Source organism: Sinomonas sp., assembly GCF_051955515.1.
In the GTDB taxonomy this organism is placed as follows: Bacteria; Actinomycetota; Actinomycetes; order Actinomycetales; family Micrococcaceae; genus Sinomonas.
Genome location: NZ_JBQCGQ010000143.1, coordinates 1 through 23,897 on the forward strand (window position 1 = coordinate 1; position 23,897 = coordinate 23,897).

A 23,897-nucleotide genomic window follows, 5' to 3' on the forward strand; every position below is an offset into this window, starting at 1 on the left:
GAGCCCGCCCTTCGCGGCGGAGTACATGACCTCATCGGCCTTGCCGACCAGGCCGAGCCGTGAGCCGACCAGGACGAACGATCCGCCCGTGGCGGGCATGAGCGGGGCGAAGTGCTTCATCACCAGGAAGGAGCTGAGCAGGTTGCTGTGCAGGGTGTTCTTCGCGTCCTCGTACGACATCTGGGTCAGCGGGCTGCTGACCTGCAGGCCGTGGTTGAGCACGACGGCGTCGAGGGTGCCGAAGGCCTCGGCGGCCTCGCGGGCCAGGCCCTCGACGAAGGCCTCCTCGTTCAGGTCCCCGGGGACGTAGAGGTCCTCGGGCTCGGCGCTCTCGAGTCGTTCCCTGCGCCCGGTGAGCAGCAGCCGGGCCCCCTCGCGGCGGAAGCGCGAGCACACGGCCTGGCCGATGCCGCTGTTGGCGCCCGTGACCAGGGCGGTGGCCTTCTCGAGCCTCATGACAGATCCCTTCTTCGGGGGTGGACCAGGGTACAGGCAGGGGGTGGAGGCCGGGCGGGGATACCCTCACCGGCTGTCTCAGTTGAGGAAGCCTCGGGCGTCGACGGCCCACCGCTCGAGCGAGGTGCCGGAGCTTTCGGTGACGACGTACTCCTCGAAGTTCACCACGACCGGGCAGACGTGGTTGGGCACGACCGGGACCACGGTGCCCACACGCGGACGGACGCCTCCGGGCAGCGGGAGGAACCCGTGGTACTCGTTGAGCTTGGCCAGCACGGCGCTGGTGCCGGCGATGGCGCCGAAGCCGATCTCGGAGCTGCCCTCGCGGCCGATGGCCTTCGTCCCGATGTCGAGGATGACCTGGCCGGGGACCTGGTCGCTGACCACAGTGGCGGCGACGAACAGCGCGATCTGATCCTGCGTGCAGGCGCCGAGCCGGGCGTTGTTCAGATCGTTGAACACGTACTCGCCGGGACGGATCTCGGTGATCACGCTGTTGGTGGCGAATTCCACCGTGGGCGTCGATCCGGCGCTGACCACCTCAGGGGTGATGCCCACGGCGGCAAGGCTGCGCACCGCGACGATGAGGGCGGCCTCCTGGTCCTTCGCCGCACGCTCCCGGGCCTCGGGGCCGGCACTGCCGTGGCCGGGGTAGGTGAACACCCCCGCTGGCACGAGGCCACGCCTGCGGGCCGCGGCCGCGAGCTCGCCTGCCGCCGCTGGAGGTGCGCCAGAGCGGCGGGCCCCGCAGTCGATCTCGACCACGATCTCCAGCTGCCCGGCGTCGTCCTCCATCGCGTCGGCGAGGGCGTGGATGGCTGCGACGTTGTCCGCCCCGACCCGCAGGCGCGTGGTCTCGGCCAGCTTGCGGATGCGTTGCCCCTTGGTCCCCGCGGCCCAGAGCGGATAGGCGATGAAGATGTCGTCGAACCCGGCCTTGGCGAAGACCTCGGCCTCTCCGACGTTGCCCGCAGTGATGCCGACGGCACCGGCCTTGAGCTGGCGGCGGCCGATCTCCACGCACTTGTGCGTCTTGACGTGCGGCCTGACGTCGAGGCCCTGCCGGTCGGCAAGGGCCTGCATGCGGTCGATGTTGTCCTGCATGACGTCGGCCAGGATGATCGGGGCGGGGGTGTCGATGCGCTCGACGAGGGCGTCGAGTGCCTGTTGGAGGCGGTTCACAGCTGTACTCCTCATGATTCGTTCTCCGCTACACCGCGGTGATGATCATCTGGATCTCGACTGGAGTGTTGAGCGGCAGCCCCGCAACGCCGATCGCGGTGCGGGCGTGCCGGCCCTTCTCGCCCAGGACCTCGATGAGCAGCTCGCTGGCCGCGTTGGCGACCTGGGACTGCAGGCCGAAGTCCGCCGGGCTGGCGACGAAGACGAGCATCTGCACGATCCGGACCCGGTCCAGGTCCCCGACAGCCTGCACCGCAGCGGCGAGGCAATTGAGGACGGCATGGCGTGCGAGCTCCTTCCCCGTCTCCAGGTCCACGTCCCGGCCGACGACGCCCTGGCCCAGCAGCACACCGTCCTTGTACGGAAGCTGGCCGGAGATGTGGATGCTCCCGCCCACCGCGCGATGGTGGACGAAGTACGCGTTCCCGTCGAGATGGGGCAGTTCCAAGCCGAGGGCTTGGAGCCTTTCCGCGGCCGTCTCACCCTTCACGGCCTGGGGGAGGGGCAGGGTCATGCCGTCGCCGCCATGCTTCGGATCATCGGTCCCAATCGCTCCGCTCAGGAGGCGTCAGGACGCGGCAGGCCGAAGAGGACGGGGAGGTCGGCGATGTCGGTGATGCGCTCGTAGCCGAGCCAGTGCTCGTCGTGCTCGAAGCCCCGGTCGACGTAGACCTTCTTCTCGATCCCCATCATGGCCGCGGAGCGCAGGTCGTACATCGGGCTCGCCGAGACGTGCACGAGCTCGTCTGGGGTCACGCCGAGCTTGTCGAACATGAAATCGAACGCGGCGAGGCGAGGCTTGTAGCAGCCCATCTGCTCGGCCGTCATGATGACCTCGAACGGGGCCTTGAGGTTCGCCGCAAGGCGCTCGGCGACCGCGGTGTCGCTGTTGGTGATGATGACCAGCGGGACGGCCTCAGCGAGGCGGTTCAGCGCCGCCGTGACGCCGGGGTACGGGCCCCAGGTGGGGATCCTGTCGTAGACCTCGCGCGCCTCGTCGGCGCGGAACTCGATGCCGACCTTGTGCGAGGCGCGTTCCATGGAGTCGGCGACGATCTGGTGGAAGGGCTTGTACGCGCCCGTGCACTCGTCGAACCGGTACGCCTTGCAGATCCGCAGGTACTCATCGGCGACTTCCGCAGGGAGCCGGTCGCCGAGGACGTCGCGCATCGTGTCGTTGATCGCGAACTTGATGAGCGTCCCGTTCATGTCGAACGTGACGAACTTCGGCAGGGTGTCGAATGCCATGGGTTCCTCCGAGAGTAGGGAAAGAGGGCGGTCGTCGATTGTCGACGACCTTGCTGTCGATTGTTTACGATACTCGAGTTTCCCCGGGCATGTCAATGGTGAGAGGGGCTGAGAGCATTCTGCCGTTCAGAACCTGCCGTCGGGGGGCAAGTGGTCCGTTACTGGGCCCGCAGTGCGGACTGGAAATGGCGCACGAGTTCCTGGCGGAACTCCTCCGTGTCGCCCTCGAGGGCCACGGTGGCAAGCCTCTCGTGCTCGACGGCGACGTCGTGCAGGTCGCTGTAGGAGCGGTGGTCTGTCGAGAGGTACAGGCGCAGCTTGTTCTCCCAGCTGCCCCACATGCTCTGCAGGATGCGGTTCCCGGAGAAGTCGTAGAAGAGCCTGTGGAAGCGCAGGTGAGCGTCGATGCTGGCAGGAATGTCGCTGCTCTCCGTGGCCCCGTGGAGCTCCTTGATGATCTGCATGAGCCGCGGCCGCTCTGAGCCCCGCAGCGCTTCCGATGAGAGTTCCGCGGCATAGGGCTCTACGAGCGCGCGGACCGAGGCGATCTCGGCGACGTCCTGGGCGCTGACCTCCACCACGAAGGATCCGCGGTAGGGGATTTTCACGATCAGCCCCTCCTCCTCGAGCTTGGTCATGGCCTCGCGCAAGGGAGATCGGCTGATGCCGAGGTCCGCGGCGATGTGGGTCTCCCGCAGCTGTTCTCCCGGAGGCACCCTTCCGTCGAGGATGGCAGTGCGCAGCACACTGTAGACGCCCTCCGGTGTGGTCGTCCGCTGGGCTTGCCACTTGAACACAGGCTCCATGTCGCCTCCTATTGTCGATTGTCGATTGTAGGCTCCCGTCCAGCGGCACCGCGAGACGGGGGCCGGTGGGCCACTGCTACACCACGCCCTCAGGCGGGTTGAACCTTGACTAGCTGTTCAAGATGGCGTCGGCCGCGGTCACCTCGGCCCCGGCGGCAACCTGTTCGAGCCCATGGGTCATCTGCTTCAGCTCCTGGAGGATTCGTCCGCCGACCTTCGAGGCGCCCGCGGCGGCTGCTCGGCGGTCCACGGGAGTGGCTACGAGGGTGACCCCGGTAGGCCAGGGACTCGGAGCTGATCGATGGCGCCGGCCTGGCCTTGGCCGGAGTCCTTCGGACCAAGTTAGGCGCTTGGATCGTGATAGAGCTCGTCGGTGGCGAGCTTGTGCCAGGCTACGGTGAGCATGGCGTGCTCGACCGCGACGAGTTCCTTGAACGGGCCGCGCCGGGACGCGATTCGCCTGTACTTGCCGGAGAAGTAGCTGTTCTTCGACCCCGGCTGCCAGGGCCGCTATCCTCAGGGCCCCTCGAGGCAGCAGTTGCCGGGCCGGTCTTGGTGGGCTGGCCGCGACCGGACGAATCGTTGGCACGCGAGTTGGATCGAAACGGGGACGGCAGAGCGCCACGGCAGGGGAGCTTGCCTACTTCAGGCGATCGTCCATGGATTTCACCGATGCCCGCGGCCCCCCTCCCTTTAGGGATGGGGGCCACTGGCATTCGCAGTTACCTGGACGGTGGCTAGTTCTTCAGCTCGAACCGGTCGTTGTCCATGACCTTGGCCCAGGCCTTGGCGAAGTCGTCCACGAACTTCTCCCGTGCGTCGTCGGAGGCGTAGACCTCAGCGAGGGCACGGAGTTCGGAGTTCGAGCCGAAGACCAGGTCCACGCGGCTGCCGGTCCAGCGGCCCTCAGAGGTGGTGTAGGTCTTCTCTTCGGCGTCCGGGATCCACTCGAGCCCGAGCTCGAGGAGGTTGACGAAGAAGTCGTTGCTGAGCGCGCCCGGGCGGTCGGTGAAGACCCCAAGCCGCGAGCCGTCCCAGTTGTTGCCCAGCACCCGCAGGCCACCGACGAGGACCGTCAGCTCCGGGGCTGAGAGGTTCAGCATGTTCGCGCGGTCGATGAGCAGGTAGTCGCTCGGCAGCTTCAGGAAGCCGCTGTCGTAGTTGCGGAACCCGTCGGCCACCGGCTCGAGCCAGGCGAACTGCTCGACGCTGGTCTGCTCCTGGGTGGCGTCCACACGGCCGGGGGTGAACGGGACCGTGATGTCGTGGCCGGCCGCAAGTGCGGCCTGCTCGACGCCCACACCGCCGGCGAGGACCACGACGTCGGCGAAGGAGACCTTGATCTCGGAAGTGGCGTTGAACTCCTCGACGATCCGCTCGAGGACTGCGATCACCGGTTTCAGCTTCTCCGGCTGGTTCACCGTCCAGCTCACCTGCGGCTCAAGGCGGATGCGGCCGCCGTTGGCACCGCCTCGCTTGTCGGAGCCGCGGAAGGAGGCTGCGGCCTTCCATGCAGTGGAGACCAGATCCTCCACGGACAGGCCCGAGGCGGAGATCTTCTCCTTCAGCACGGAGACCTCGCCTGCACCGATTATCTGCTCCGGCGCGGCAGGCAGCGGGTCCTGCCAGATCAGGTCCTCGGCCGGAACCTCCTTGCCGAGGTGGCGGGCCTTCGGGCCCATGTCACGGTGAGTCAGCTTGAACCAGGCGCGGCCGAAGGCATCCTCGAGGGCGCCGAGGTCGTCCTTGAATCGGCGGGAGATCGTCTCGTATGCCGGGTCAAAGCGCAGGGCCAGGTCGCTGGTGAGCATGCGCGGTTCGCGCTTGCCCAAGCCGGGGTGGGCCTCCTGGACCAGGCCGGCGCCGCCGTTGTCCTTCGGGCGCCATTGCTTGGCCCCGGCGGGGGACTCCATGAGCTCCCACTCGTAGGCGAAGAGGATGTGCAGGAACTCGTTGTCCCAACGGGTCGGGTGGTAGGTCCAGGTGACCTCAAGGCCGGAGGAGACGGTGTCGCCGCCCTTGCCCGAGCCGTAACCGTTCGTCCAGCCGAATCCCTGGGCCTCCAGGGGGGCGGCCTCCGGGTCCGGTCCGATCCTGTCGGCGGCGTGGGCGCCGTGCGTCTTGCCGAAGGTGTGGCCACCCACGATCAGGGCGACGGTCTCCTCGTCGTTCATGCCCATGCGGCGGAAGGTCTCACGGATGTCGCGGGCCGAGGCCAGCGGGTCCGGGTTTGCGTTGGGGCCTTCCGGGTTGACGTAGATCAGGCCCATCTGGACTGCGGCCAGCGGTGCCTCGAGCTCCCGGTCGCCGGCGTAGCGCTCGTCGTCGAGCCACACCTTCTCCGGGCCCCAGTACACGTCATCGTCCGCTTCCCACACGTCCGGGCGGCCGCCGGCGAAGCCGAAGGTCTTGAAGCCCATGGTCTCCATCGCGACATTGCCGGCGAGGATCAAGAGGTCGGCCCACGAGATGGACTGGCCGTACTTCTTCTTCACCGGCCACAGCAGGCGGCGGGCCTTGTCCAGGCTGACGTTGTCCGGCCAGGAGTTCAGCGGCGCGAAGCGCTGCTGGCCGGTGCCAGCCCCGCCGCGGCCGTCGTGGGATCGGTACGTCCCGGCGGAGTGCCAGGCCATGCGTACCATGAACGGCCCGTAGTGGCCAAAGTCCGCCGGCCACCAGTCCTTCGAATCCGTCATGACCTCGGCCAGATCGGCCTTGACCGCATCCAGGTCCAGCGCCTTGAACGCCGAGGCATAGTCGAAGTCCGCCCCCAGCGGGTTCGCCACCGCGGGGTTCTTCGCCAGGATCTTCAGGTTCAGCCTGTTGGGCCACCACTCGCTGTTGGCGCTGCCGTGGGTCGGGTGCACACGAGCGCCGTGGGCTACGGGGCACTTGGATACGGTGCTCTCAGGCACAGAAATGGTGCTTTCAGACACAGTTTTCCTTCCGGAGTGTCGGTGATTGGATTGCGAGGGCACCAAAGGCGCCCGCCTTGAACAGGGAGTTTCATGGATCCGGGCTTGGGCTTCGAACACCTGACTCAAGGCCGACGCGCGAGTCTGGTGACGATCCCTGAAGACAGCCCACCGCCCCCAATCGAGATGGAAGCCAGTCCAGCGGCCAGGGATTGCGGGGTGGTTGCCATGATTGCGAAGGCGATCCCAGCAGCGAGGATGAGGAGCATCGAGATCAGGTAAAGGCGGAGGCGGAGTCTCATCGTTTTCCCTGTCATGCGGTGGTGAGATGTGTGGTTGAGGACGACCGTCAGTGAGGTCTGGCGAGATTTGGCAGCTGTCGTCGTCCAGTCGGGAGAGCACAGCTCGGGCCAGATGGGATCCGTGGGGCAGGCGTGTGCCCTGGGTCCCGCACGTTCCAGTGCGGCCCCTGGGCACGCTGCCCGACTTCGAGTTCTGCTAGGCGATTCCGGTCGTGCCGAGCAGGCTGCCCAGGGCGAAGGTCGTGGCGAGCGCGATTGCGCCGCCCAGGACCACTCGGATCGACGCCAGCGTCCGGGAGCCACCGCCGATCCATGCGCCCACGGCACCCGTGAGGGCGAGCGCGACGAGGACGGCCGCAAAGGTCAGCGGGACCCGGATGGCCTGGGGGAGCAGGAGGATGGCCAGCATGGGCAGGACGGCCCCGCAGAGGAAGGAGATTGCCGAGGCCAAGGCTGCGTGCCATGGGCTCACGATCTCGTCCGGGTCGATGCCGAGCTCGATGTCGAGATGGGCGCCGAGCGCGTCATGGGCCGTCAGTTCCTGCGCCACCTTCGTGGCGAGGCCTTCGGAGAGGCCCTTGCCGCGGTAGAGGCCCACGAGCTCGGCGAGCTCTTCCTCGGGCTTGTCCCTGAGCTCCTGGCGCTCCTTGGCGATGAGGTGCCTCTGGCTGTCGCTCTGGCTGCTGACCGAGACGTATTCGCCGAGAGCCATCGAAATCGCCCCGCCGACGAGGGCTGCCATTCCCGCTGCGAGGATGGGGCCGGTGTTCGTGGTGACGCCGGCGACGCCGACCACGACCGCGGCGACGGACACGATGCCGTCGTTCGCGCCGAGGATGCCCGCGCGGAGCCAGTTGAGCTTGGCCGCGAGAGCAGTTCCCTGCGGCTCGGGGTGCAGGCTCGGGTCCAGCTGTGTTGTCGTTTCTCCGGTGGTGTTGGCCATGGTTCTTCGTGCTCCGTTTCCTAATCTTCCGAACATCGATGTTCGGGGTTCTGCTGTGTTATCTGATTGGCGACATCAGCGGCAGGTTATGCCTTGATGATTGGACGGAAAAATGGGGTTTCCGGTATTTCTGTGGAGCCGGAAGGCTCCTGGCCTTTCCTTTGCAGATCCAAAAGCCTCAGCCCCCGCCCAAGCCCGGTGTCTCTTCTGTCATCAGATCCTCGACGTCTTTCTGCATGTGCTGCCTGATTGCTTCTTGGAGGCCCCCCCGGTCGCGATCTTCAAGCCTGCCGAGAATGAACTGGTGCTCCTGGATCAAGTCATCGGCGCGAGGGTAGGACATATCCAGATTGAGGATGCACATCCGACTTTCAGCCGCCAGAGTCTGTTGGATCCGGATCAACCGCGAGTTTCCGGATCCGGTGACGAAGGCGGTATGGAATTGCATGTCCAAGCGCGCCAGCGCCGGCCAGTCCGACAGTGCGACATGCTGTGCCATCTCCTCGATGATCAGCTTGAGCGCACTGCTCGTATCGTCGATGCTCTCCTGCCCGCGGCCCAGCAAGGCATCTGCGGACGACAATTCGATCGCCTGGCGGACGGCGTAGATTTCTTTGATGCCCTCCCTTGTCAGCTCGGGGACAAAGACGCCACGATTTCTCCAGTTCACGAGGAACCCCTCTTGGCAGAGCCTTTGCAGCGCTTCCCGAAGGGGCCCCCTGGAGGTATTCACTTGTGTGGCGAGAACGGATTCGTTGATCTGCTGGCCCGGACGGAACACCCCGAGCACTATTTGTTCACGGAGGTGGTCTGCAATGACCTCCGCGGTCGGTCGTCCCTGCAGCCTGAGCGATCCCTCCGCTGCGGGCATCAGCATCCCCTGCTCTCGCTCCGCGGCGGGCCCCACAGCCTTTCGCAACTGCACGTCATTTGCCTGCGGATCGCTCGCTGCAGGCGCAGCATGCTGGGCGCAATTGGCCCGGGATTGCCCTGGTTCCCTGCTCTTTCGAGATGGTGTCGAAAGAGGTGTGATCTCGGCTGGATATGCACTGAGATCCATTCCAGCTCAGCTCCTGGGATGTTTCGGCCTTGGGGACCCGAGCCTGTCGCACGGAGGGACCGCGGCCTGAGCCTCGAAGCCGACGATCGAGTCGGAGGGGCGGGGGGCCTGCCCCGTTGCCCTGCTTCCGATTCTGCCGAGGCCGATGACGGCGAGCTTCCCGTCCATCTTCAGAGGACCCTTTCCAGGAAGGCCTGGGTGCGGGGTTCCTTGGGGTTGGCGAGGATCTCGCGGGCGTCGCCGCGTTCGACGATGCAGCCTTCGTCCATGAACAGCAGGGAGTCGGAGACCTCCCGGGCGAAGCCCATCTCGTGGGTGACTACGACCATGGTCATGCCCTTCTTGGCCAGGTCCTTCATCACGGCCAGGACCTCGCCGACCTTCTCCGGGTCCAGGGCGCTGGTGGGCTCGTCGAAGAGCATGATCTGGGGGTCCATGGCCAGGGAGCGGGCGATGGCCACACGCTGCTGCTGACCCCCGGAGAGCTGGGCGGGGTAGCAGTGGCCGAACCCCTTCAGCCCCACGCTGGCCAGGAGGCGCTCAGCCTTCTCGGCCGACTGGCGCTTCTCGGCGCCCTTGATCAGCACGGGCCCAGCCATGATGTTCTCCTGGGCGGTCATGTTGGGGAAGAGGTTGAACTGCTGGAACACCATCCCGATCCGTGTGCGCTGCTCGGCGAGCTTCTTCCGGCTCAGGGCCTGATAGGCGGTGGGCGTCTCGTAGTAGCCGAAGTCCTCGCCGTTGACCTTCAGCACACCGGCGTCGACCTCCTCGAGGCCGTTGAGGCATCGCAGGAGGGTGGACTTGCCGGAGCCGCTGGGGCCGATGATGCAGCAGACTTCGCCGCTTGCGACGTCGAGGTCGACCTCGTGCAGGACGGTCTTGGGGTCGAAGGACTTCCGGATCCCGCGGGCATGGATGGTGCCGTCGGCGCTCATCGGGCGATTCCTTCCGGTTCTGTCAGGACGGCCTTCTTCGCCTTCCTGGGCAGGCGCGAGGTGGAGCGGGAGTAGCTCTTCTCCAGCAGGGACTGCGGGTAGCTCAGGACGAGGGTCATCACGAGGTACCACAGGCTGGCCACGATCAGCAGCGGGATGGTCTCGTAGGTGCGGGCGTAGATCAGCTGGGCGCTCTGGAGCAGCTCGGCCACGCCGAGCACGCTCACCAGGGAGCTCTCCTTGAACATGCCGATGAACTGGTTACCGGTCGCGGGGATGATCGAGGGCATGGCCTGGGGGATGATGACCTTGCGCAGCTTGGTCCAGGAGCTCATCCCGAGGGAGTCCGCGGCCTCGATCTGGCCCTTGCCGACCGCGGAGAAGCCACCGCGGATGATCTCGGCCATGTACGCGGCCTCGTTCAGGGTCAGGCCCACGAGCGCGGCCGTGATCGGGGACATGAGCTTGTTGATGTCCACGGGCATCCCGATGCCGGTGAACGGGATGCCGAGGGTCAGGTTCGGGTAGAGGGCGGCGATGTTGAACCAGAAGATCAGCTGCACCAGCACCGGGGTGCCCCGGAACAGGGTCAGGTAGATGCCCGCGGTGAGCGCGACGGGCCTGATCTTGGAGGATCGCATGATCGCCAGCAGCAGCCCCAGCAGCGTCCCCAGGACCATGGTGGCGACCGTGAGGAAGATCGTGAGCATCAGGCCGTTGAGGATGGTCTGTTCGGTGAAGTACTTCGCGACGACGCCCCACTGGAAGTTCGGGTTGGTCGAGACCGAGAAGAGGATGCCCGCCGCGAGCAGGACGCACACGATCCATGCCGCGTACTCGAAGGCGCTCCGCCGCCGCACGCGCGGTTTGAGCGCAGGGTCCGCTCTGTTCATGCCGGGTCCGCTTCCGCGACTGATCGCTTGCAGCATGGAAGCCCCCTCCCTAATTGAGCTTGGCATCTGTGATGGCACCCGCTTCGAGCCCCCAGTTGGCCAGCGACTGCTTGTACTGCGGGCTGTCCAAGACCGACTGGACGGCGGCCTGGAGCGCCGGGGTCAGCGGCGAGCCCTTCTTCAGGCCAATGGCCGTGAGGTCGCTGGAACCGACGTTGATCTGGGGGGTCAGGAGGGTGAAGGCATTGGGCTGCTGCTTGGCCGCCCACGCCAGACCCGTGGTGTCGTAGAGGATCCCGTCGACGCGCTTCGAGGCCAGCTGGGTCAGGGCGTCTTGGACGTTGGGCAACGTCACCGCGTTGATGGCGGGCTTTCCCTTGGACGTGCAGGTCTGCTCGGAGAGGGCCGGGAGCCGCTTGAGCTGGCCGGTCGAACCGGCTGTGACGGCGATGTTCTTCCCGCACAGGGTCTCGTTCGTGAGCTTCATCGGATTGCTTGCCGCCACCGCCACGGAATTGCCGGCCTTGAAGTAGTTGATCATGTCAAGGACCTTGAGCCGGTCCGGGGTGGGAGCCATCGTCGTCACCGTGAAGTCATCGCGGTCCGCCTGGATGCCCGGGATGATCGTGTCGAAGACGACGTTCTCGAACTTGAGTTTCAAGCCCAGCTTCGCCGCAATGAGCCGAGCAATGTCCGGGTTCATCCCGATCGGCGTCTTGTTGTCCGCCGCGAGGAACGTCGTCGGGGGATAGTGAAGGTCCATGGCCACCGTCAGCTCGCCCTTGTCCTTGTACGACTGGGGCAGGAGCTTGACGGCATTCGGGTCGGGCTGGACGTTGGCAGCGATGTCGGAGTCGTTGGACGATCCCGAACTTCCCGGTGCCGAAGCGACGGACGCGTTGCCGCAGGCGCTCAGCGTCACGACGAGGGCCAAAGCAGCCGCCGCCGTGTGAGCCTTGCTTCTGATCTTCATCAAGCTTCCCTTCGAATGTTTCAGCGCAGTCCTGACGGCTGGAAGTGGCCGCGAGAGGTGATGACGGGCAGGACGCGACGGGTGCGCCTTCCAGCCATCGCGTAGACCTTGGGCCAGTGAGGAGACCTTCATCTCTGTGACGCGGGTCTCCACTCGACTGACTATGCAATAGAATCGTGTGAACGACAGATTGTCAACAGTCTGCGAAAGACGGAGCGAAGGCTCTCGGCATAGAGTAGGACTGTTGACATTCTACAATAGGGGTCATAGAGTAATTGCCAACGAGGCCCTGATGACCTGAGCGAGCGAGCCGAAGGTGCCGGGATCCCAGAGCAGGGGCCCAGGCTTCGGTGCCAAGCCCCTTGATCAATGTCGATGAAAAGGACGAATCACCATGGCAGAGACCAACTTCCGGCCGAAGTACATCTCTTTTGACATCTACGGCACGCTGATCAACTGGAACACTGATGCCGTCACCCGCCGGCTGCTGGACGGACGTTTGCCTGAAGAGCAGTGGCCTGCGTTCAAGAAAGTGTTCCGCGGTTACCGGTTCGACGAGGTCCTTACCTACGCGCCGTACGAGCAGATCCTCCAGAACTCGTTTGACCGCGTCTGCAAGTTCTTCGGCATCGGGCCCACCCCTGGTGCCGGCGCAGAGCTTGCTGACACCGTCCGCGGCTTCGGTGCCCACGACGACGTGCCGGCTCCGCTGAAGCTCATGGGTGAGAACTACAAGCTGGTTGCCCTGTCCAACGCGGACGACAGCTTCCTGGAGATCAGCATTCCCAAGCTCGGGGCCGACTTCCACGCGGTGCTGACCGCCGAGCAGGCCCAGGCCTACAAGCCGCGCTACCAGGCCTTCGAGTACATGCTCGATACCCTGAACGCCAGGCCCGAGGACTTCCTGCACATCTCCTCGCACACGCGCTACGACATCCATCCGATGCACGACATGGGCTTCCGGAACCTCTGGCTGCTGGACCGCGGCTACGACCCCATTGGCCCGGGCTATGACCTCAATGTTGTCAAGTCCCTGGACGAGATCAACAAGCACCTCGGCCTCTAAGTCCGACGTCGAAGCGTAAGGCCACACACCATGAAACTCGTTCCTTATTGGCTCGACACAGCTGAGCCCTCCGGTGACTACCGGCAGACACCGGTACCGGAGAACGTCGACGTCGCGATCATCGGTGCCGGGTTCACCGGCCTTTCTGCCGCCCTCGAGTTCGCCCAGCAGGGCGCGAACGTCGCCGTCTTCGAACGCCACACGGTCGGCTGGGGCGCGTCCGGCCGCAACGGCGGGATGGCAACGACAGGGCTGGCCATCGGCTTCAGCACAGCGGTCAAGCGCTACGGCGAAGCCCGCGCGGCGCAGTACTTCCGCGAGTACAACGACGCGATTGAGAGCATCGAGAAGATCGTGCACGACTACGCAATCGACTGCGACTTCAACCGCTTCGGCAAGCTCTCGCTGGCCTACCACGATTCGCACAACGACGGCTTCCGGAAGTCCCAGGAGCTGCTCGCCAGGCTCGTGGACCACCATGTCCACGTGATCCCGAAGTCCGAGATCCACTCAGAGATCGGCACCGACTTCTATCAGGGCGCCATGCTGGATCCCCTGGGAGCCGGACTCCACGTGGGCAAGTTCGCCCACGGCCTCGCCGGGGCAGGCGTTGCGGCCGGAGCAAAGATCTGCGAGAACGCGGGCGTGACCGAGCTCAAGAAGGTCAGCGGAACGGTGCACGACGTCCACACAGCACGCGGGATCACCCGAGCGAAGCAGGTCCTGGTCGCCACGAGCGGCTACACCGGCGGCATCACCCCGTGGATGCAGCGCCGGGTCATCCCCGTGGGCAGCTTCATCATCGTCACCGAGCCCCTGCCCGAGGACGTCGTGGACCGGATCCTGCCCCACCGGCGGATGGCCTCGGACAGCAAGATGCTCACGTACTACTTCCGCATCACGCCGGACAACCGGCTCCTGTTCGGCGGCCGCGCCCGCTTCGCTCTGTCGAGCCCCGATTCAGATGTCAAGAGCGGTGAGATCCTCCGCAAGGCCATGCTCGAGCTCTTCCCCTACCTCGGGAACGTGCGGGTCGACTACACCTGGGGCGGGCTTGTGGACCTGTCGATGGACCAGATGGTCCATGCCGGTGTGCATGACGGGCTCTTCTACTCGCTCAACTACAGCGGCCACGGGGTGCAGATGGCGGCCCACATGGGCAAGCGGATGGCGCACTACATGGGCGGCGACGATGACGCGAATGTCTGGAGGGGCATCCCGAATCCGCCGGTTCCAGGCCACTTCGGCCCGCCCTGGTTCCTGCCCCTCATCGGCGCCTACGCCAAAGTCCGCGACCGGTTCAGCTAGACAGGAGAATGCATCCCGTGCTTCCAGAGACACTCGTGGCTGAAACGCGCCCGAAGGCCGCCGACCGGAGCGATTACGCGGCCGGCATCCCGGGAGGAGCGTTCTTCGAAGGACAGTGGCAGACGGCGAACATGACCTTCGACGTCAGAGACCCCGAGGACGGCTTCCTGCTGTGGCAGGTCTGCGAATCCACTTCTGCCGACGTCGGCCGTGCCATTGCGCACCTTCACCGAGAGCTCGAGGGCCACGAGTGGCCTCTGCGCTCCCGCCGTGAATCGCTGGAACGGGCGGCCTTCCTGCTCGGCGAGCAATCCGAGCGCTTCGCCAAGATCATCGCCGCCGAAAGCAGCAAGACGATCCGGGAAGCCGAGCAGGAGGTGCGTCGCTGCACCGAGACGCTCAGGCTTTCGGCTGCGGCCTCTGCAGAGCTGGAGGGAGAAACCCTCGCGTTCGAAGACAGCCTCGCCGGAAGGGGCAGGACCGGCTGGTTCCGGCGCAATCCCGTCGGGATTATCGCCGCGATCACCCCATTCAACGATCCGCTGAACCTCGTAGCACACAAGATCGGCCCAGCCCTCATCGGAGGCAACGGCGTCGTACTCAAGCCCTCGAGCCGGACGCCCCTGTCAGGACTCGCCCTGGTCCAGCTGCTGCTCCAGGCAGGCGTGCCCTCGGGGCGCATCGCCGCCGTCGTCACCGGCCCCGGGGTGTCCGAAGCGCTTGTCAGCGACCCCCGCGTGGACCTGATCTCCTTCACGGGAGGTCCCCGGACCGCCGACCGGATCGCCGCCGTCGCCGGGGCGAAGAAGTTCCTCTCCGAGCTCGGCGGCAACAACGCAACAGTGGTGTTCGCCGACGCCAATCCCGAGGCGGCGGCAGAGGCCATCGTGGCCGGCGCCTTCGGGGTCGCCGGGCAGAACTGCCTCTCCGTTCAGCGCGTCTATGTCCACGCCTCGCTGTTCGGACCACTCCTTGACCAGGTCATCCGCCGGAGCGAGTCCCTGAGGATCGGGCCCAAGCTCGACCGAAGCACCGACGTTGGCCCGCTCATCACGGAGGCCGAAGCCCGCCGCGTCGCCGAATGGGTGGAGGAAGCCCGGGATGGCGGCGCGACTGTCCAAGTGGGCGGCCGGCGTCGGGGTTCCTACTATGAGCCCACGGTCCTTACCGATGTGCCGGCGGACAGCAGGGTCATCCGGGAGGAAGTGTTCGGCCCGGTGGTGAGCATCCTTCCCTTCTCCGAGGTGTCCGAAGCCATCGACGCCGCCAATGACTCCGACTATGGCCTTCAGGCAGGAGTCTTCACTCAATCCATCGATCTGGCACTTGCGGTTGCGGAGAGGCTCCGGGTGGGGACCGTCGTGGTCAATGAGACCAGCGACGTGCGCATCGACTCCATGCCGTTCGGAGGGTTCAAGAGGTCCGGAGTGGGGCGTGAAGGGCTCAGATACGCGGTTCGGGAGATGACCGAGCCGAAGAACACCATCATCAACCTCGCTGGCGGGGCACGAACCCAGCTGATCCACGGCCTGGGCGGCACCTCGTGAACACTCACCGGATTGCGGTCATCCCGGGCGACGGCATCGGTAAGGAAGTGGTGCCTGCAGCGATCTCCTGCCTTGAGCGGATCGCGGAGCTCCACTCGCTGAGCTTGGAATTCACCCCTTTCGACTGGGGCTCGGACTACTACGTCCGGCACGGCCGCATGATGCCCGAGGACGGTCTTGCGCAGCTGGCCCTGCACGACGCGATCTTCCTGGGCGCGGTGGGCTCACCCGAGGTTCCGGATGCGGAGACCCTCTGGGGGCTGCTCATTCCCATCCGCCGGGAGTTCCAGCAGTACATCAACCTCCGCCCGGTCAAGACGCTCGATGGCGTTGCCACCCCGCTCGCGAGCGAGCACGCCGTCGATCTCGTCATCGTGCGCGAGAACAACGAAGGGGAGTACTCCGAGATCGGTGGCCGGATGTACCGTGGCCTCCCGCAGGAGAGTGCCGTCCAAGAAGCCGTCTTCACGCGCCTCGGCATCTCCCGGGCCGCGCACTACGCGGCGTCCCTCGCAGCGTCCCGAAGCGGGCTGCTGACGTCCGCCACCAAGAGCAACGGCATTGTGCACACGATGCCGTTCTGGGACGAGATCATCGCCGAAACTGCGTGTCTCTACCCTGACGTCGAGCTCGCGGCCGTGCATGTGGACGCCCTCGCGGCCCACCTCGTCCTGAAGCCTTGGACGCTCGACGTCATAGTCGCCTCCAACCTGTTCGGCGACATCCTCTCGGATCTCGCCGCCGCGGTGACGGGCTCGATTGGCCTTGCACCGAGTGCCAACCTGAACCCCGAGGGCCTCCATCCGTCGCTCTTCGAGCCCATACACGGCTCGGCCCCTGATATCGCGGGAAAGGGCGTCGCCAACCCGGTCGGCCAGATCTGGTCCGGGGCCATGATGCTCGAACACCTCGGACATGCCGAAGCCGCGCGGCACCTGCAGTCAGCCTTCGAGGCAGTGCTCAGAGAAGGAGTGCGGACCAGGGACATCGGCGGAACCGCCTCGACGACAGACTTCACGGACGCGGTACTGTCGATGATCGACGCTCTGGCCGCTCGGCATCCGGCCGAATCTGCCAACGCGCCTCAGCGATGAAAAGGGCGCTCGGTGCGGCTACTCGGTGAATTGTGATTCACCGCCGCGGTGGCCCGGCCTCAACCAGACCACGAAGGCATGCTGCCGGATTCCATTCGCGCGGGCGCTCGAGCGGGCTTGACGATGCTGGAAGCGTTGACTCTGGTAGAGATCGCTCCGGCTGCCGGATTAGGCCTGCCGCTCCGATCAGGCGGCTCTGTTGCAGCAGGGGATCCTTCTGCCCGTTCTGGTAGGAGATCCCTCTGGTGCTGATCCCCGGTGGATCGACGCCATCCCCGATGACCCGCAAGGCGGGTGGGTAATGAGCTACATGCCTGGGTCGGCGACAGGTTTTCCCGGGCCACACCAGACGGAGTGCCTGAGGCACCGACCAGCTCTTGAAGAGGAGTGTTCGTTGAGGGCTGGTGGTAGGGTGGCCGGCTATCTCGCCTCGCCGTTGCACTTGGCCGAGCTGGCCGCCTTTGCGACCTGTGCCGCGGGCCTGCTGCTCGTAGATGCCCTCTATGTTGGGCGACGGTGCTTCATGCGAGTCGGGCACCGGAGATCAGGCTCGCCTCGGCTTCCGAACCCCGTGATTCCCAGACAGACGTCCTCATCGAAGACCGCATTCCTCATTGCTCAGACCGCCACACGCTGACGTCATCTCCGGCATGGACCGCAAACCTGCCACGGCCCTCGTCCCCCCAGACCCAGAAGACACTCCCGTCCTCGGAGACGACATCGACTTCTCCGCTGAAGCGCGATTCCCAGCGCCTGTGGATGGTCACTCGCTCGTCTTTCTCGAAAGACACCCACTCCTGGTGGGGCACACCGGACTCGACGGGCGGTGGCATCAGGTCCTCGTCGAGCTCAAGCAGCCTTTGGTATTCGTTCATATGCACACGCGTGGCCGCGTTATTGTTCCTGTGAGTGAAACGCGATCTCGCTTTCACGGCCCTGCTCCTTTCCATTGATAGCGGCAGCTCCCGGTACCCGCCGTCGGCCGGATGCCGTGGCTTTCGTTGTCATGACGCTTTCCAGGTCGAGAGCCGAAATGGGGTTCAGCTCCGCCGTGTAGTGCCATTCGACGGCCTTCCCATAGAGGGGTGGCATGATCTCGCCTTTCAGGACGACGACCGCGGCGGATGGCCAGGCGGGAGCGGTCCAAGCTCCACTGGTCGGACAATGCTCGCCCGTCGCTGCGGCCCGGTCCTCCTGACGGAGGATCACGATCCACGGCCATCGCTGCGGATTGGCTGATGATCCACTAGTCGGCATCGCCCTCGACCTCTTCCCTGAGGTGTGGCGCGGTACGAAAGGCTAGAACTGGAATGAAGCCGGTGTACCGCCAAAGCGGTCTCTTTCCATTAGTATGCCATCCAACCTGTGGATTGTCAACAATCATTTTGGGAGACTTGAGACAATCCATGCGATATCTATAGAGGTGCGGAGACAGCAAGGGGCGGCGATATCCGGTGAGCCCTATCGCTCCCTTGGATACTCGCCGCCCCTTGTTGGGTGACGGAGCTAGGCCTCCGGGGCCGGCACCGGGGTGGCTGTGTACTTGTACTCGAGGAACTCGTCGATGCCCACGCGGCCGCCCTCGCGGCCGAGGCCGGACTGCTTGACCCCTCCGAATGGCGCGGCGGGATTGGAGACGGTTCCCGTGTTGACTCCCACCATCCCGACTTCGAGTGCAGCCGAGAAGCGTGCTGCCTTGTCGAGGTCCTGCGTGAAGACGTATCCGACGAGGCCCCATTCGGTGTCGTTGGCCTTCTGGATGACTTCGTCCTCTGAGTCGAAGACCGTGATGGGAGCGACGGGGCCGAAGATCTCGGTCCGGCTGATCTCGGCATCGGCGGTTACTTCTACCAGCACCGTGGGATTGTAGAAGTACCCCGGCCCCTCGGGTCGGAAGCCCCCCGTGAGGACCTTGGCCCCGCGCGCGACTGCATCGTTGACGAGCTGCTGCACCTTGTCGAGGCCGTCCTGATCGATCAAGGGCCCGACCTGGGTGCCCGGACGCGCGCCATCTCCGACGACGAGCGCGTCCATGCGCTCGGCAAACCGACGGCTGAACTCGTCTGCGATCTCCCGGTGGACGTAGATGCGGTTGGCGGCGGTGCAGGCCTCGCCCATGTTGCGCATCTTTGCTGCGAGGGCTCCCTCGACGGCGCGGTCGAGGTCCGCGTCCCGTAGGACGATGAGGGGTGCGTTGCCGCCGAGCTCCATGGAGGAGCGCAGGACGTTCTCCGCGGCCTGCCTGAGAAGGATCTTCCCCACTTCGGTCGAGCCGGTGAAGCTGATCTTCCGGGCGATTCCGCTGTTCATCCAGACGCCGACGACCGAGGAGGCGCTTGAGGTGGTCACGACGTTCAGCACGCCATCCGGCAGTCCGGCCTCCTTCAGGATCGCGGCGAGGGCGAGGGAGGTCAGCGGGGTGAGCTCGGCGGGCTTGAAGACCATGGTGCAGCCGGCTGCGATGGCGGTGCCGATCTTGCGAGTGCCCATGGCCAGCGGGAAGTTCCACGGCGTGACAAGGATGGAGGGGCCGATCGGTTCCTTGGTCACTAGGATGCGGTTGGCGCCGTCGACCGACGTCGTGGCGTCGCCGTCGATCCTTGCCGCCTCTTCGGAGAACCAGCGGAAGAATTCGGCACCATAGGCGATTTCGCCCTTGGCCTCGGCGAGCGGCTTGCCCATCTCGGAGGTCATGATGGCGGCGAGCTCCTCTGCCCGGCTGAGGATGATCTCGTAGGCCTTGCGGAGGATGTCGGCGCGGAATCGGGGCGAGGTCCGGCCCCACGAGGCCTGGGCGGCCCCGGCCGCCTCGATGGCGCGCCGGGCGTCCTCCGGTGTGCCGTCAGCCACGTAGGCAAGGGTCTCGAGTGTCGCGGGATTCTCGACCCGGAAGCGCTTTTCGGAGGAGGATGGGGTCCATTGTCCGTTGATGAACAGGTCGACTTGGAGCTCTTCCGCAAGGGGAGCTGTGATGGTCACGAGATTGTCCTTCAGGGGCCGTAGGGGTGGATGAGGAGGTGCTTCTCGGCGGTGCGGAGGGGAGTGCGTGGCCGCTGGATCAGGGACCGACTGCCGCCGGTACTGCCGGCGCGCCCAGAACGGTGGCGACGGCGGCTTCGAACCTTTCGAGTCCCGTAGCGATCTCGGCCTCGGTCACGACAAGGGCTGGGATCAGCCGGACGACGTTTCCCTCCGGGCCACACGTGAGGGTCAGGAGTCGCTGCTCGACTGTTGCCTGCTGCACAGCCGCTGCCGTGGTGGCGTCCGCCGTGCCGTCGGGTGCTGTGAACTCGATGCCGGCCATGAGGCCGATGCCGCGGATATTGCCGATCGCGGGGAAGCGGGACTGGATCTCCTTGAGCCCGGCCAGCATCTGGTTGCCGCGGACCCGGGCGTTCTCGACGAGGCCCTCCTCCTCGATCACCTGAAGGGTCGCCACGCCCGCCGCCGCCGAGACGGCGTTGCCGCCGTAGGTTCCGCCCTGCGAGCCCGGCCAGGCCTTGGACATGGTCTCGGTGGAGGCTGCGATCGCCGAGATGGGGAAGCCGGAGGCGATGCCCTTGGCGGTGATGAGGATGTCCGGAGCCGCGTGGGAGTGCTGGTGGCCCCAGAACTTGCCCGTGCGGCCCACGCCGGCCTGGACCTCGTCGAAGATCAGCTTGATCCCGTGCCGGTCGGCGCGATCGCGTAGGCCGTCCATGAAGGCCGGGGGCGTGGGGATGTAGCCGCCATCGCCCAGCGCGGGCTCGATGAGGAACGCGGCAGTGTCCTCGGGTGCGGTGCGGGTCTTGAGGAGGTAGTCCAGCTCCCTGAGCGCGAACGCGACGGCGCTTGGCTCGTCCATGCCGTAGCGGTATGCGTGCGGGAAGGCGGACATGTGCACGCCCGCCATGAGCGGGGCGAAGCCGGCGGAGAACTTCGTACCGGCGGTGGTGAGGGAGGCTGCGGCCACCGTGCGGCCGTGGAAGCCGCCCTGGAAGACGACGATGTTGGGGCGGCCCGTCGCCATGCGCGCCAGGCGGATCGCGGCCTCGACGGCCTCGGATCCGGAGTTCGCGTAGAAGACCGAGTCGAGAGCGGGCGGCAGGACCTCGCCGAGCTTCTCGGTCAGCTCGAGCAAGGGCTTGTGCATCACCGTGGTGTACTGGGCGTGGATGATCTTGCCGACCTGCTCGCGGGCGGCGGCGACGACCTTAGGATGGCAGTGCCCTGTGCTGGTCACCCCGATGCCGGTAGTGAAGTCCAGGTACTGCTCGCCGTCGGTGCCGAAAATCCAGCTGCCGAACGCATGGTCGACGACCACTGGCGTAGCCTGCTTGAGGACGGGGCTCAGGGAAGTCACGTTTCACCTTCTCTTTGATGGGGTGCGCTCTTTGACGGGGCGCGGCCAGCACCGTCGACGGTCCCTTGCAGGGAGGGTCGGACCGCTGCGGTGCTGGCCGCAGCTGGGGGAGCCCTATCCGAGGGCCGAGGCAGTCTGGAAGAACGGGATCACGATGCCAAGGAATCGGCTCGGGCTTTCGGGCGAGGGCGCGGGTCGAGCTCGGTCGTTCGTCTGGGCCTGTGGAGCCCGCTCGCGCGTCGCGCCGCTCGGACCGTCGAGTCCTCCGAGCATGTGCCTTCCTTCCATGCGGCCTCTGGAATCACTTTGGCATGGCGCGTGATGATTCGGTTCCGAATGTCCTCACAGCGTCCAGGCTTCAATGGTGAAGCATAACCACGATATTGTCAACAATCTCACAATTAGGAGATGAGGGAGCAGCCGGGCGCGGTCGTGGGCTCGAAAAGCGCGGTTTCAACGCCGCTCCGCGATAGTATTGTCTACAAGGCATTCGTCGAATCTCAGGAAGCACGTTATGAAGTCCAGTCGGGTGCTCCAGCCCATCGTCCAGGAGTCCACGCCCTCGCTTATCGCCGCGCAGCTGAGAAGGCTCATCGCCGAGGGGGCGCTGCAGCCGGGCGCGCAGCTCGTGGAGGCGGACATCGCCAAAGACCTGGGCGTGAGCAGGGGGCCGATTCGCGAGGCGATCCAGCGGCTCACCCAGGAGGGACTCCTCTTGAGCATCCGCAATAGGGGCGTCTTCGTCGCCGAGTTCGACGACAGCGACATTCGCGATATCTACGAGGCGCGCACGGCAGTGGAGAAGGCCGCTGCAGGAATGCTCGCCGACGGCGACCATGCCCGCGCCGGGGCGGAACTGCTCAAGCGCGTCGAGCGCATGGACAAGGCCAGGGCCGCAGGCGATGAGACGGGAGTCTCGGAAGCCGACATCGCATTCCACGAAAGACTCGTGGAGCTGGCCGCGAGCCCGAGGCTTTCGAAGATGCATGCGACGCTCCTGACCGAGACGCGAATGTGCCTAAATCGCCTTCAAGGCCGCTACGACGACGAATCGGTCCGCGTTGCGGAGCACCGGGGAATCGCGGAGGCCATCCGCGACGGGAAGCGAGATCTGGTGATGGACCGCCTAGATGCCCATAAGGACGACGCCATCGCCAGGCTGCTCCCCGCCCAAGAGGCGAACAGCCCGGCGGCCTCTTAGTACGACCTTCTCTTAATAACGCCGCCTTATTAACGCCGCCCTCTTTGAGGCGCACTTCCTCTTTGTTGGAGGCTGCCTCTTAAAGCCACAGCCTCCTGCGGGCACATCTTAAGGCCGGCTCCAACGGCGCCGCATGGAGCCGGTGAAAGTCGCGCCGCGCTTGATGCATAAGCTCCACCGGACCGAGGTGATCCGCGCTCAGGCTGCCCGCGCCGTCGCCGTTCGGCCCCGCTCCCGCGGCCGTCGTGCGTTTCTGTCGAGGCAGACAAACTGGTACGGCAGCTTCTTTCGGGCCGAGCAAGGCCTTGCTCCGTATCGATGTGCGTCTTCCCACGGCGAACGTCCATTCCTCGGGAGAACACTGGCCCGCGCCGTCTTGCCCTCAGGAGCGCGCACTGGTAAAGACCGCCCAAGTCCCAAGGCGTATTGTTTGAGTGTTGACAATTTACCTGTCCGCTTCTAGCGTTGAAGCAACGATCCGGGGCATCAACGATGATGCGTCCCCGCGAAAATGCAGAGGGAAATCGTGAACACTCTTGAAGTCACTGACCTGAAGATCTCGATTCGTGGTCGAGAGATCGTGAAGGGTATCTCCTTCGCCGTAGCACAGGGGCGGCGGGTCTGCCTGCTCGGCGAATCCGGCTCGGGCAAGTCCCTCACCGCGGCCGCTGTCCTCGGCCGTCTGCCGTCGAACTCGGTAACCGGGGGCAGCATCCGCATCAACGGAGTCGAGGTGCTTGGCCTTCCTGTGTCGAAGAGGCCGGAGGAGGCGCGTGTGGCGATGGTGTTCCAGGACTCCGCCGTTGCGCTCAATCCTCTGGTGCGCCTGCGCGATCAGCTCGTGGAGCCGCTGCGCCGCCACCGTGGGCTTTCGAAGAACGACGCGCTTAAGGCCGCGATAGAGCTGGCTGGCTCGGTCGGATTGCCCGATCCCGAGCGTCTCGTGAACCGTTTCTGCTCGGAACTGTCCGGGGGCCAGCGCCAGCGTGTGTGTATCGCGCTGGCGCTGGCGTGTAATACCCGCCTGATGGTGGCCGATGAGCCGACGACAGCGCTCGACGTCGTCACCCAGGCTCGTGTCCTGGACGTGCTGAAGAAGTACACCACGGGCAGGGACACCCCGGCTCTGCTGTTCATCACCCACGACTTCGCCGTGGCATCCGAATTATGCAGCGACTCCGTGGTGATGAAGGACGGCGAGATCGTCGAGCAGGGGCAGATCCACGAGATCTTCGCCTCGCCGAAGCACCCCTATACCTGTGAGCTGATCCGGGCGGCGCGTGCTGCGACGGTCGAGCCGTACATCGAGAAGCTCCAGTCGGCCGAAGACTATGCAATCGAGAGGCCGGGGCCCCCCGTCTTCTTCGATATCGGCGGGGTGAGCCGGGCGTACCCCATGCCCAGGAAGAAGCCATTCGCCCAGCCGGAGAAGAAGGTCGCGCTGGAGCCGACGACCCTGGCCATCGCCGCGGGCGAGCGGGTCGGGATCGTGGGGGTGTCGGGATCGGGCAAGACGACCCTGCTGCGGATCCTGCTTGCCCTGGACTCTACCGACACCGGAGCCGTGGCATGCGACGGGAAAGAGGTCTTTCCCGCAGACATCCGCGAGCTGAAGTGGTACCG

General features: G+C 65.6%; 21 protein-coding genes. 6 read left to right on the forward strand and 15 right to left on the reverse strand.

Going from position 1 to position 23,897, the window contains the following annotated elements:
• The 12 genes from ACTHL9_RS07890 to ACTHL9_RS07945 all read right to left on the reverse strand — a co-directional run.
• The coding region (locus tag ACTHL9_RS07890) for an SDR family NAD(P)-dependent oxidoreductase (RefSeq protein WP_440518298.1) at positions 1-456 on the reverse strand (456 nt) is incomplete at its 3' end.
• A gap of 78 nt (positions 457-534) precedes the next feature.
• The gene (locus ACTHL9_RS07895; RefSeq protein ID WP_440518299.1) at positions 535-1,638 is read right to left on the reverse strand and encodes an alanine racemase; all 1,104 of its coding nucleotides are present in this window, start codon (positions 1,636-1,638) and stop codon (positions 535-537) included.
• A gap of 28 nt (positions 1,639-1,666) precedes the next feature.
• Positions 1,667-2,152: a RidA family protein gene (locus ACTHL9_RS07900; protein ID WP_440518300.1), complete on the reverse strand. Its 486-nt coding sequence runs from the start codon at positions 2,150-2,152 to the stop codon at positions 1,667-1,669.
• 44 nt (positions 2,153-2,196) lie between these two features.
• The gene (locus tag ACTHL9_RS07905) at positions 2,197-2,886 is read right to left on the reverse strand and encodes a haloacid dehalogenase type II (protein WP_440518301.1); all 690 of its coding nucleotides are present in this window, start codon (positions 2,884-2,886) and stop codon (positions 2,197-2,199) included.
• Positions 2,887-3,044: 158 nt separating this feature from the next.
• Entirely contained in the window at positions 3,045-3,692 is a 648-nt protein-coding gene (locus tag ACTHL9_RS07910) for a GntR family transcriptional regulator (RefSeq protein WP_440518302.1), read from the reverse strand.
• A gap of 109 nt (positions 3,693-3,801) precedes the next feature.
• Entirely contained in the window at positions 3,802-3,942 is a 141-nt protein-coding gene (locus ACTHL9_RS07915; protein ID WP_440518303.1) for a hypothetical protein, read from the reverse strand.
• A 487-nt stretch (positions 3,943-4,429) separates the two neighbouring features.
• A complete protein-coding gene (gene katG, locus ACTHL9_RS07920; RefSeq protein WP_440518304.1) occupies positions 4,430-6,628 on the reverse strand; it encodes a catalase/peroxidase HPI in 2,199 nt (732 codons plus the stop codon).
• A gap of 477 nt (positions 6,629-7,105) precedes the next feature.
• Complete coding sequence (locus ACTHL9_RS07925; protein ID WP_440518305.1) at positions 7,106-7,852, reverse strand: VIT1/CCC1 transporter family protein; 747 nt, start codon at positions 7,850-7,852, stop codon at positions 7,106-7,108.
• A 178-nt stretch (positions 7,853-8,030) separates the two neighbouring features.
• Positions 8,031-8,723 carry a GntR family transcriptional regulator gene (locus ACTHL9_RS07930; RefSeq protein ID WP_440518306.1) on the reverse strand — a complete coding sequence of 231 codons (693 nt, stop codon included), beginning with the start codon at positions 8,721-8,723 and terminating at the stop codon, positions 8,031-8,033.
• Positions 8,724-9,082: 359 nt separating this feature from the next.
• On the reverse strand, positions 9,083-9,850 hold the full coding sequence (locus tag ACTHL9_RS07935; RefSeq protein ID WP_440518307.1) for an amino acid ABC transporter ATP-binding protein: 768 nt from the start codon (positions 9,848-9,850) through the stop codon (positions 9,083-9,085).
• Positions 9,847-10,743, reverse strand: coding sequence for an amino acid ABC transporter permease (locus tag ACTHL9_RS07940; RefSeq protein WP_440518308.1), 897 nt, complete (start codon positions 10,741-10,743; stop codon positions 9,847-9,849). The genes ACTHL9_RS07935 and ACTHL9_RS07940 overlap by 4 nt, the downstream gene beginning before the upstream one ends.
• A 49-nt stretch (positions 10,744-10,792) precedes the next feature.
• Positions 10,793-11,716, reverse strand: a complete 924-nt coding sequence (locus ACTHL9_RS07945) for an ABC transporter substrate-binding protein (protein WP_440518309.1) — start codon at positions 11,714-11,716, stop codon at positions 10,793-10,795.
• 394 nt (positions 11,717-12,110) lie between these two features.
• Between ACTHL9_RS07945 and ACTHL9_RS07950 the strand changes: the two genes are divergently transcribed.
• Genes ACTHL9_RS07950 through ACTHL9_RS07965 form a run of 4 tightly spaced genes read left to right on the forward strand, consistent with a single transcriptional unit; the run spans position 12,111 to position 16,731 of the window.
• Positions 12,111-12,782 (forward strand): haloacid dehalogenase type II, encoded by a 672-nt coding sequence (locus ACTHL9_RS07950; RefSeq protein ID WP_440518310.1) that lies wholly within the window; start codon positions 12,111-12,113, stop codon positions 12,780-12,782.
• A 30-nt stretch (positions 12,783-12,812) separates the two neighbouring features.
• Entirely contained in the window at positions 12,813-14,090 is a 1,278-nt protein-coding gene (locus ACTHL9_RS07955; RefSeq protein ID WP_440518311.1) for an NAD(P)/FAD-dependent oxidoreductase, read from the forward strand.
• 17 nt (positions 14,091-14,107) lie between these two features.
• Positions 14,108-15,637, forward strand: a complete 1,530-nt coding sequence (locus tag ACTHL9_RS07960) for an aldehyde dehydrogenase family protein (protein ID WP_440518312.1) — start codon at positions 14,108-14,110, stop codon at positions 15,635-15,637.
• Positions 15,634-16,731 (forward strand): tartrate dehydrogenase, encoded by a 1,098-nt coding sequence (locus ACTHL9_RS07965; RefSeq protein WP_440518313.1) that lies wholly within the window; start codon positions 15,634-15,636, stop codon positions 16,729-16,731. The genes ACTHL9_RS07960 and ACTHL9_RS07965 overlap by 4 nt, the downstream gene beginning before the upstream one ends.
• Positions 16,732-18,237: 1,506 nt before the next feature.
• On the opposite strand, the gene ACTHL9_RS07970 is transcribed toward ACTHL9_RS07965, so the two are convergent.
• From ACTHL9_RS07970 to ACTHL9_RS07980, 3 genes are all read right to left on the reverse strand, one after another.
• A complete protein-coding gene (locus ACTHL9_RS07970) occupies positions 18,238-19,710 on the reverse strand; it encodes an NAD-dependent succinate-semialdehyde dehydrogenase (RefSeq protein WP_440518314.1) in 1,473 nt (490 codons plus the stop codon).
• Between the two features lie 79 nt (positions 19,711-19,789).
• Complete coding sequence (locus ACTHL9_RS07975; RefSeq protein ID WP_440518315.1) at positions 19,790-21,073, reverse strand: aspartate aminotransferase family protein; 1,284 nt, start codon at positions 21,071-21,073, stop codon at positions 19,790-19,792.
• Positions 21,074-21,187: 114 nt separating this feature from the next.
• Positions 21,188-21,346 carry a hypothetical protein gene (locus ACTHL9_RS07980; protein WP_440518316.1) on the reverse strand — a complete coding sequence of 53 codons (159 nt, stop codon included), beginning with the start codon at positions 21,344-21,346 and terminating at the stop codon, positions 21,188-21,190.
• Positions 21,347-21,587: 241 nt separating this feature from the next.
• Between ACTHL9_RS07980 and ACTHL9_RS07985 the strand changes: the two genes are divergently transcribed.
• Complete coding sequence (locus tag ACTHL9_RS07985) at positions 21,588-22,274, forward strand: GntR family transcriptional regulator (protein ID WP_440518317.1); 687 nt, start codon at positions 21,588-21,590, stop codon at positions 22,272-22,274.
• Between the two features lie 526 nt (positions 22,275-22,800).
• On the forward strand, positions 22,801-23,897 hold a 1,097-nt coding region (locus ACTHL9_RS07990), incomplete at its 3' end, for an ATP-binding cassette domain-containing protein (protein WP_440518318.1).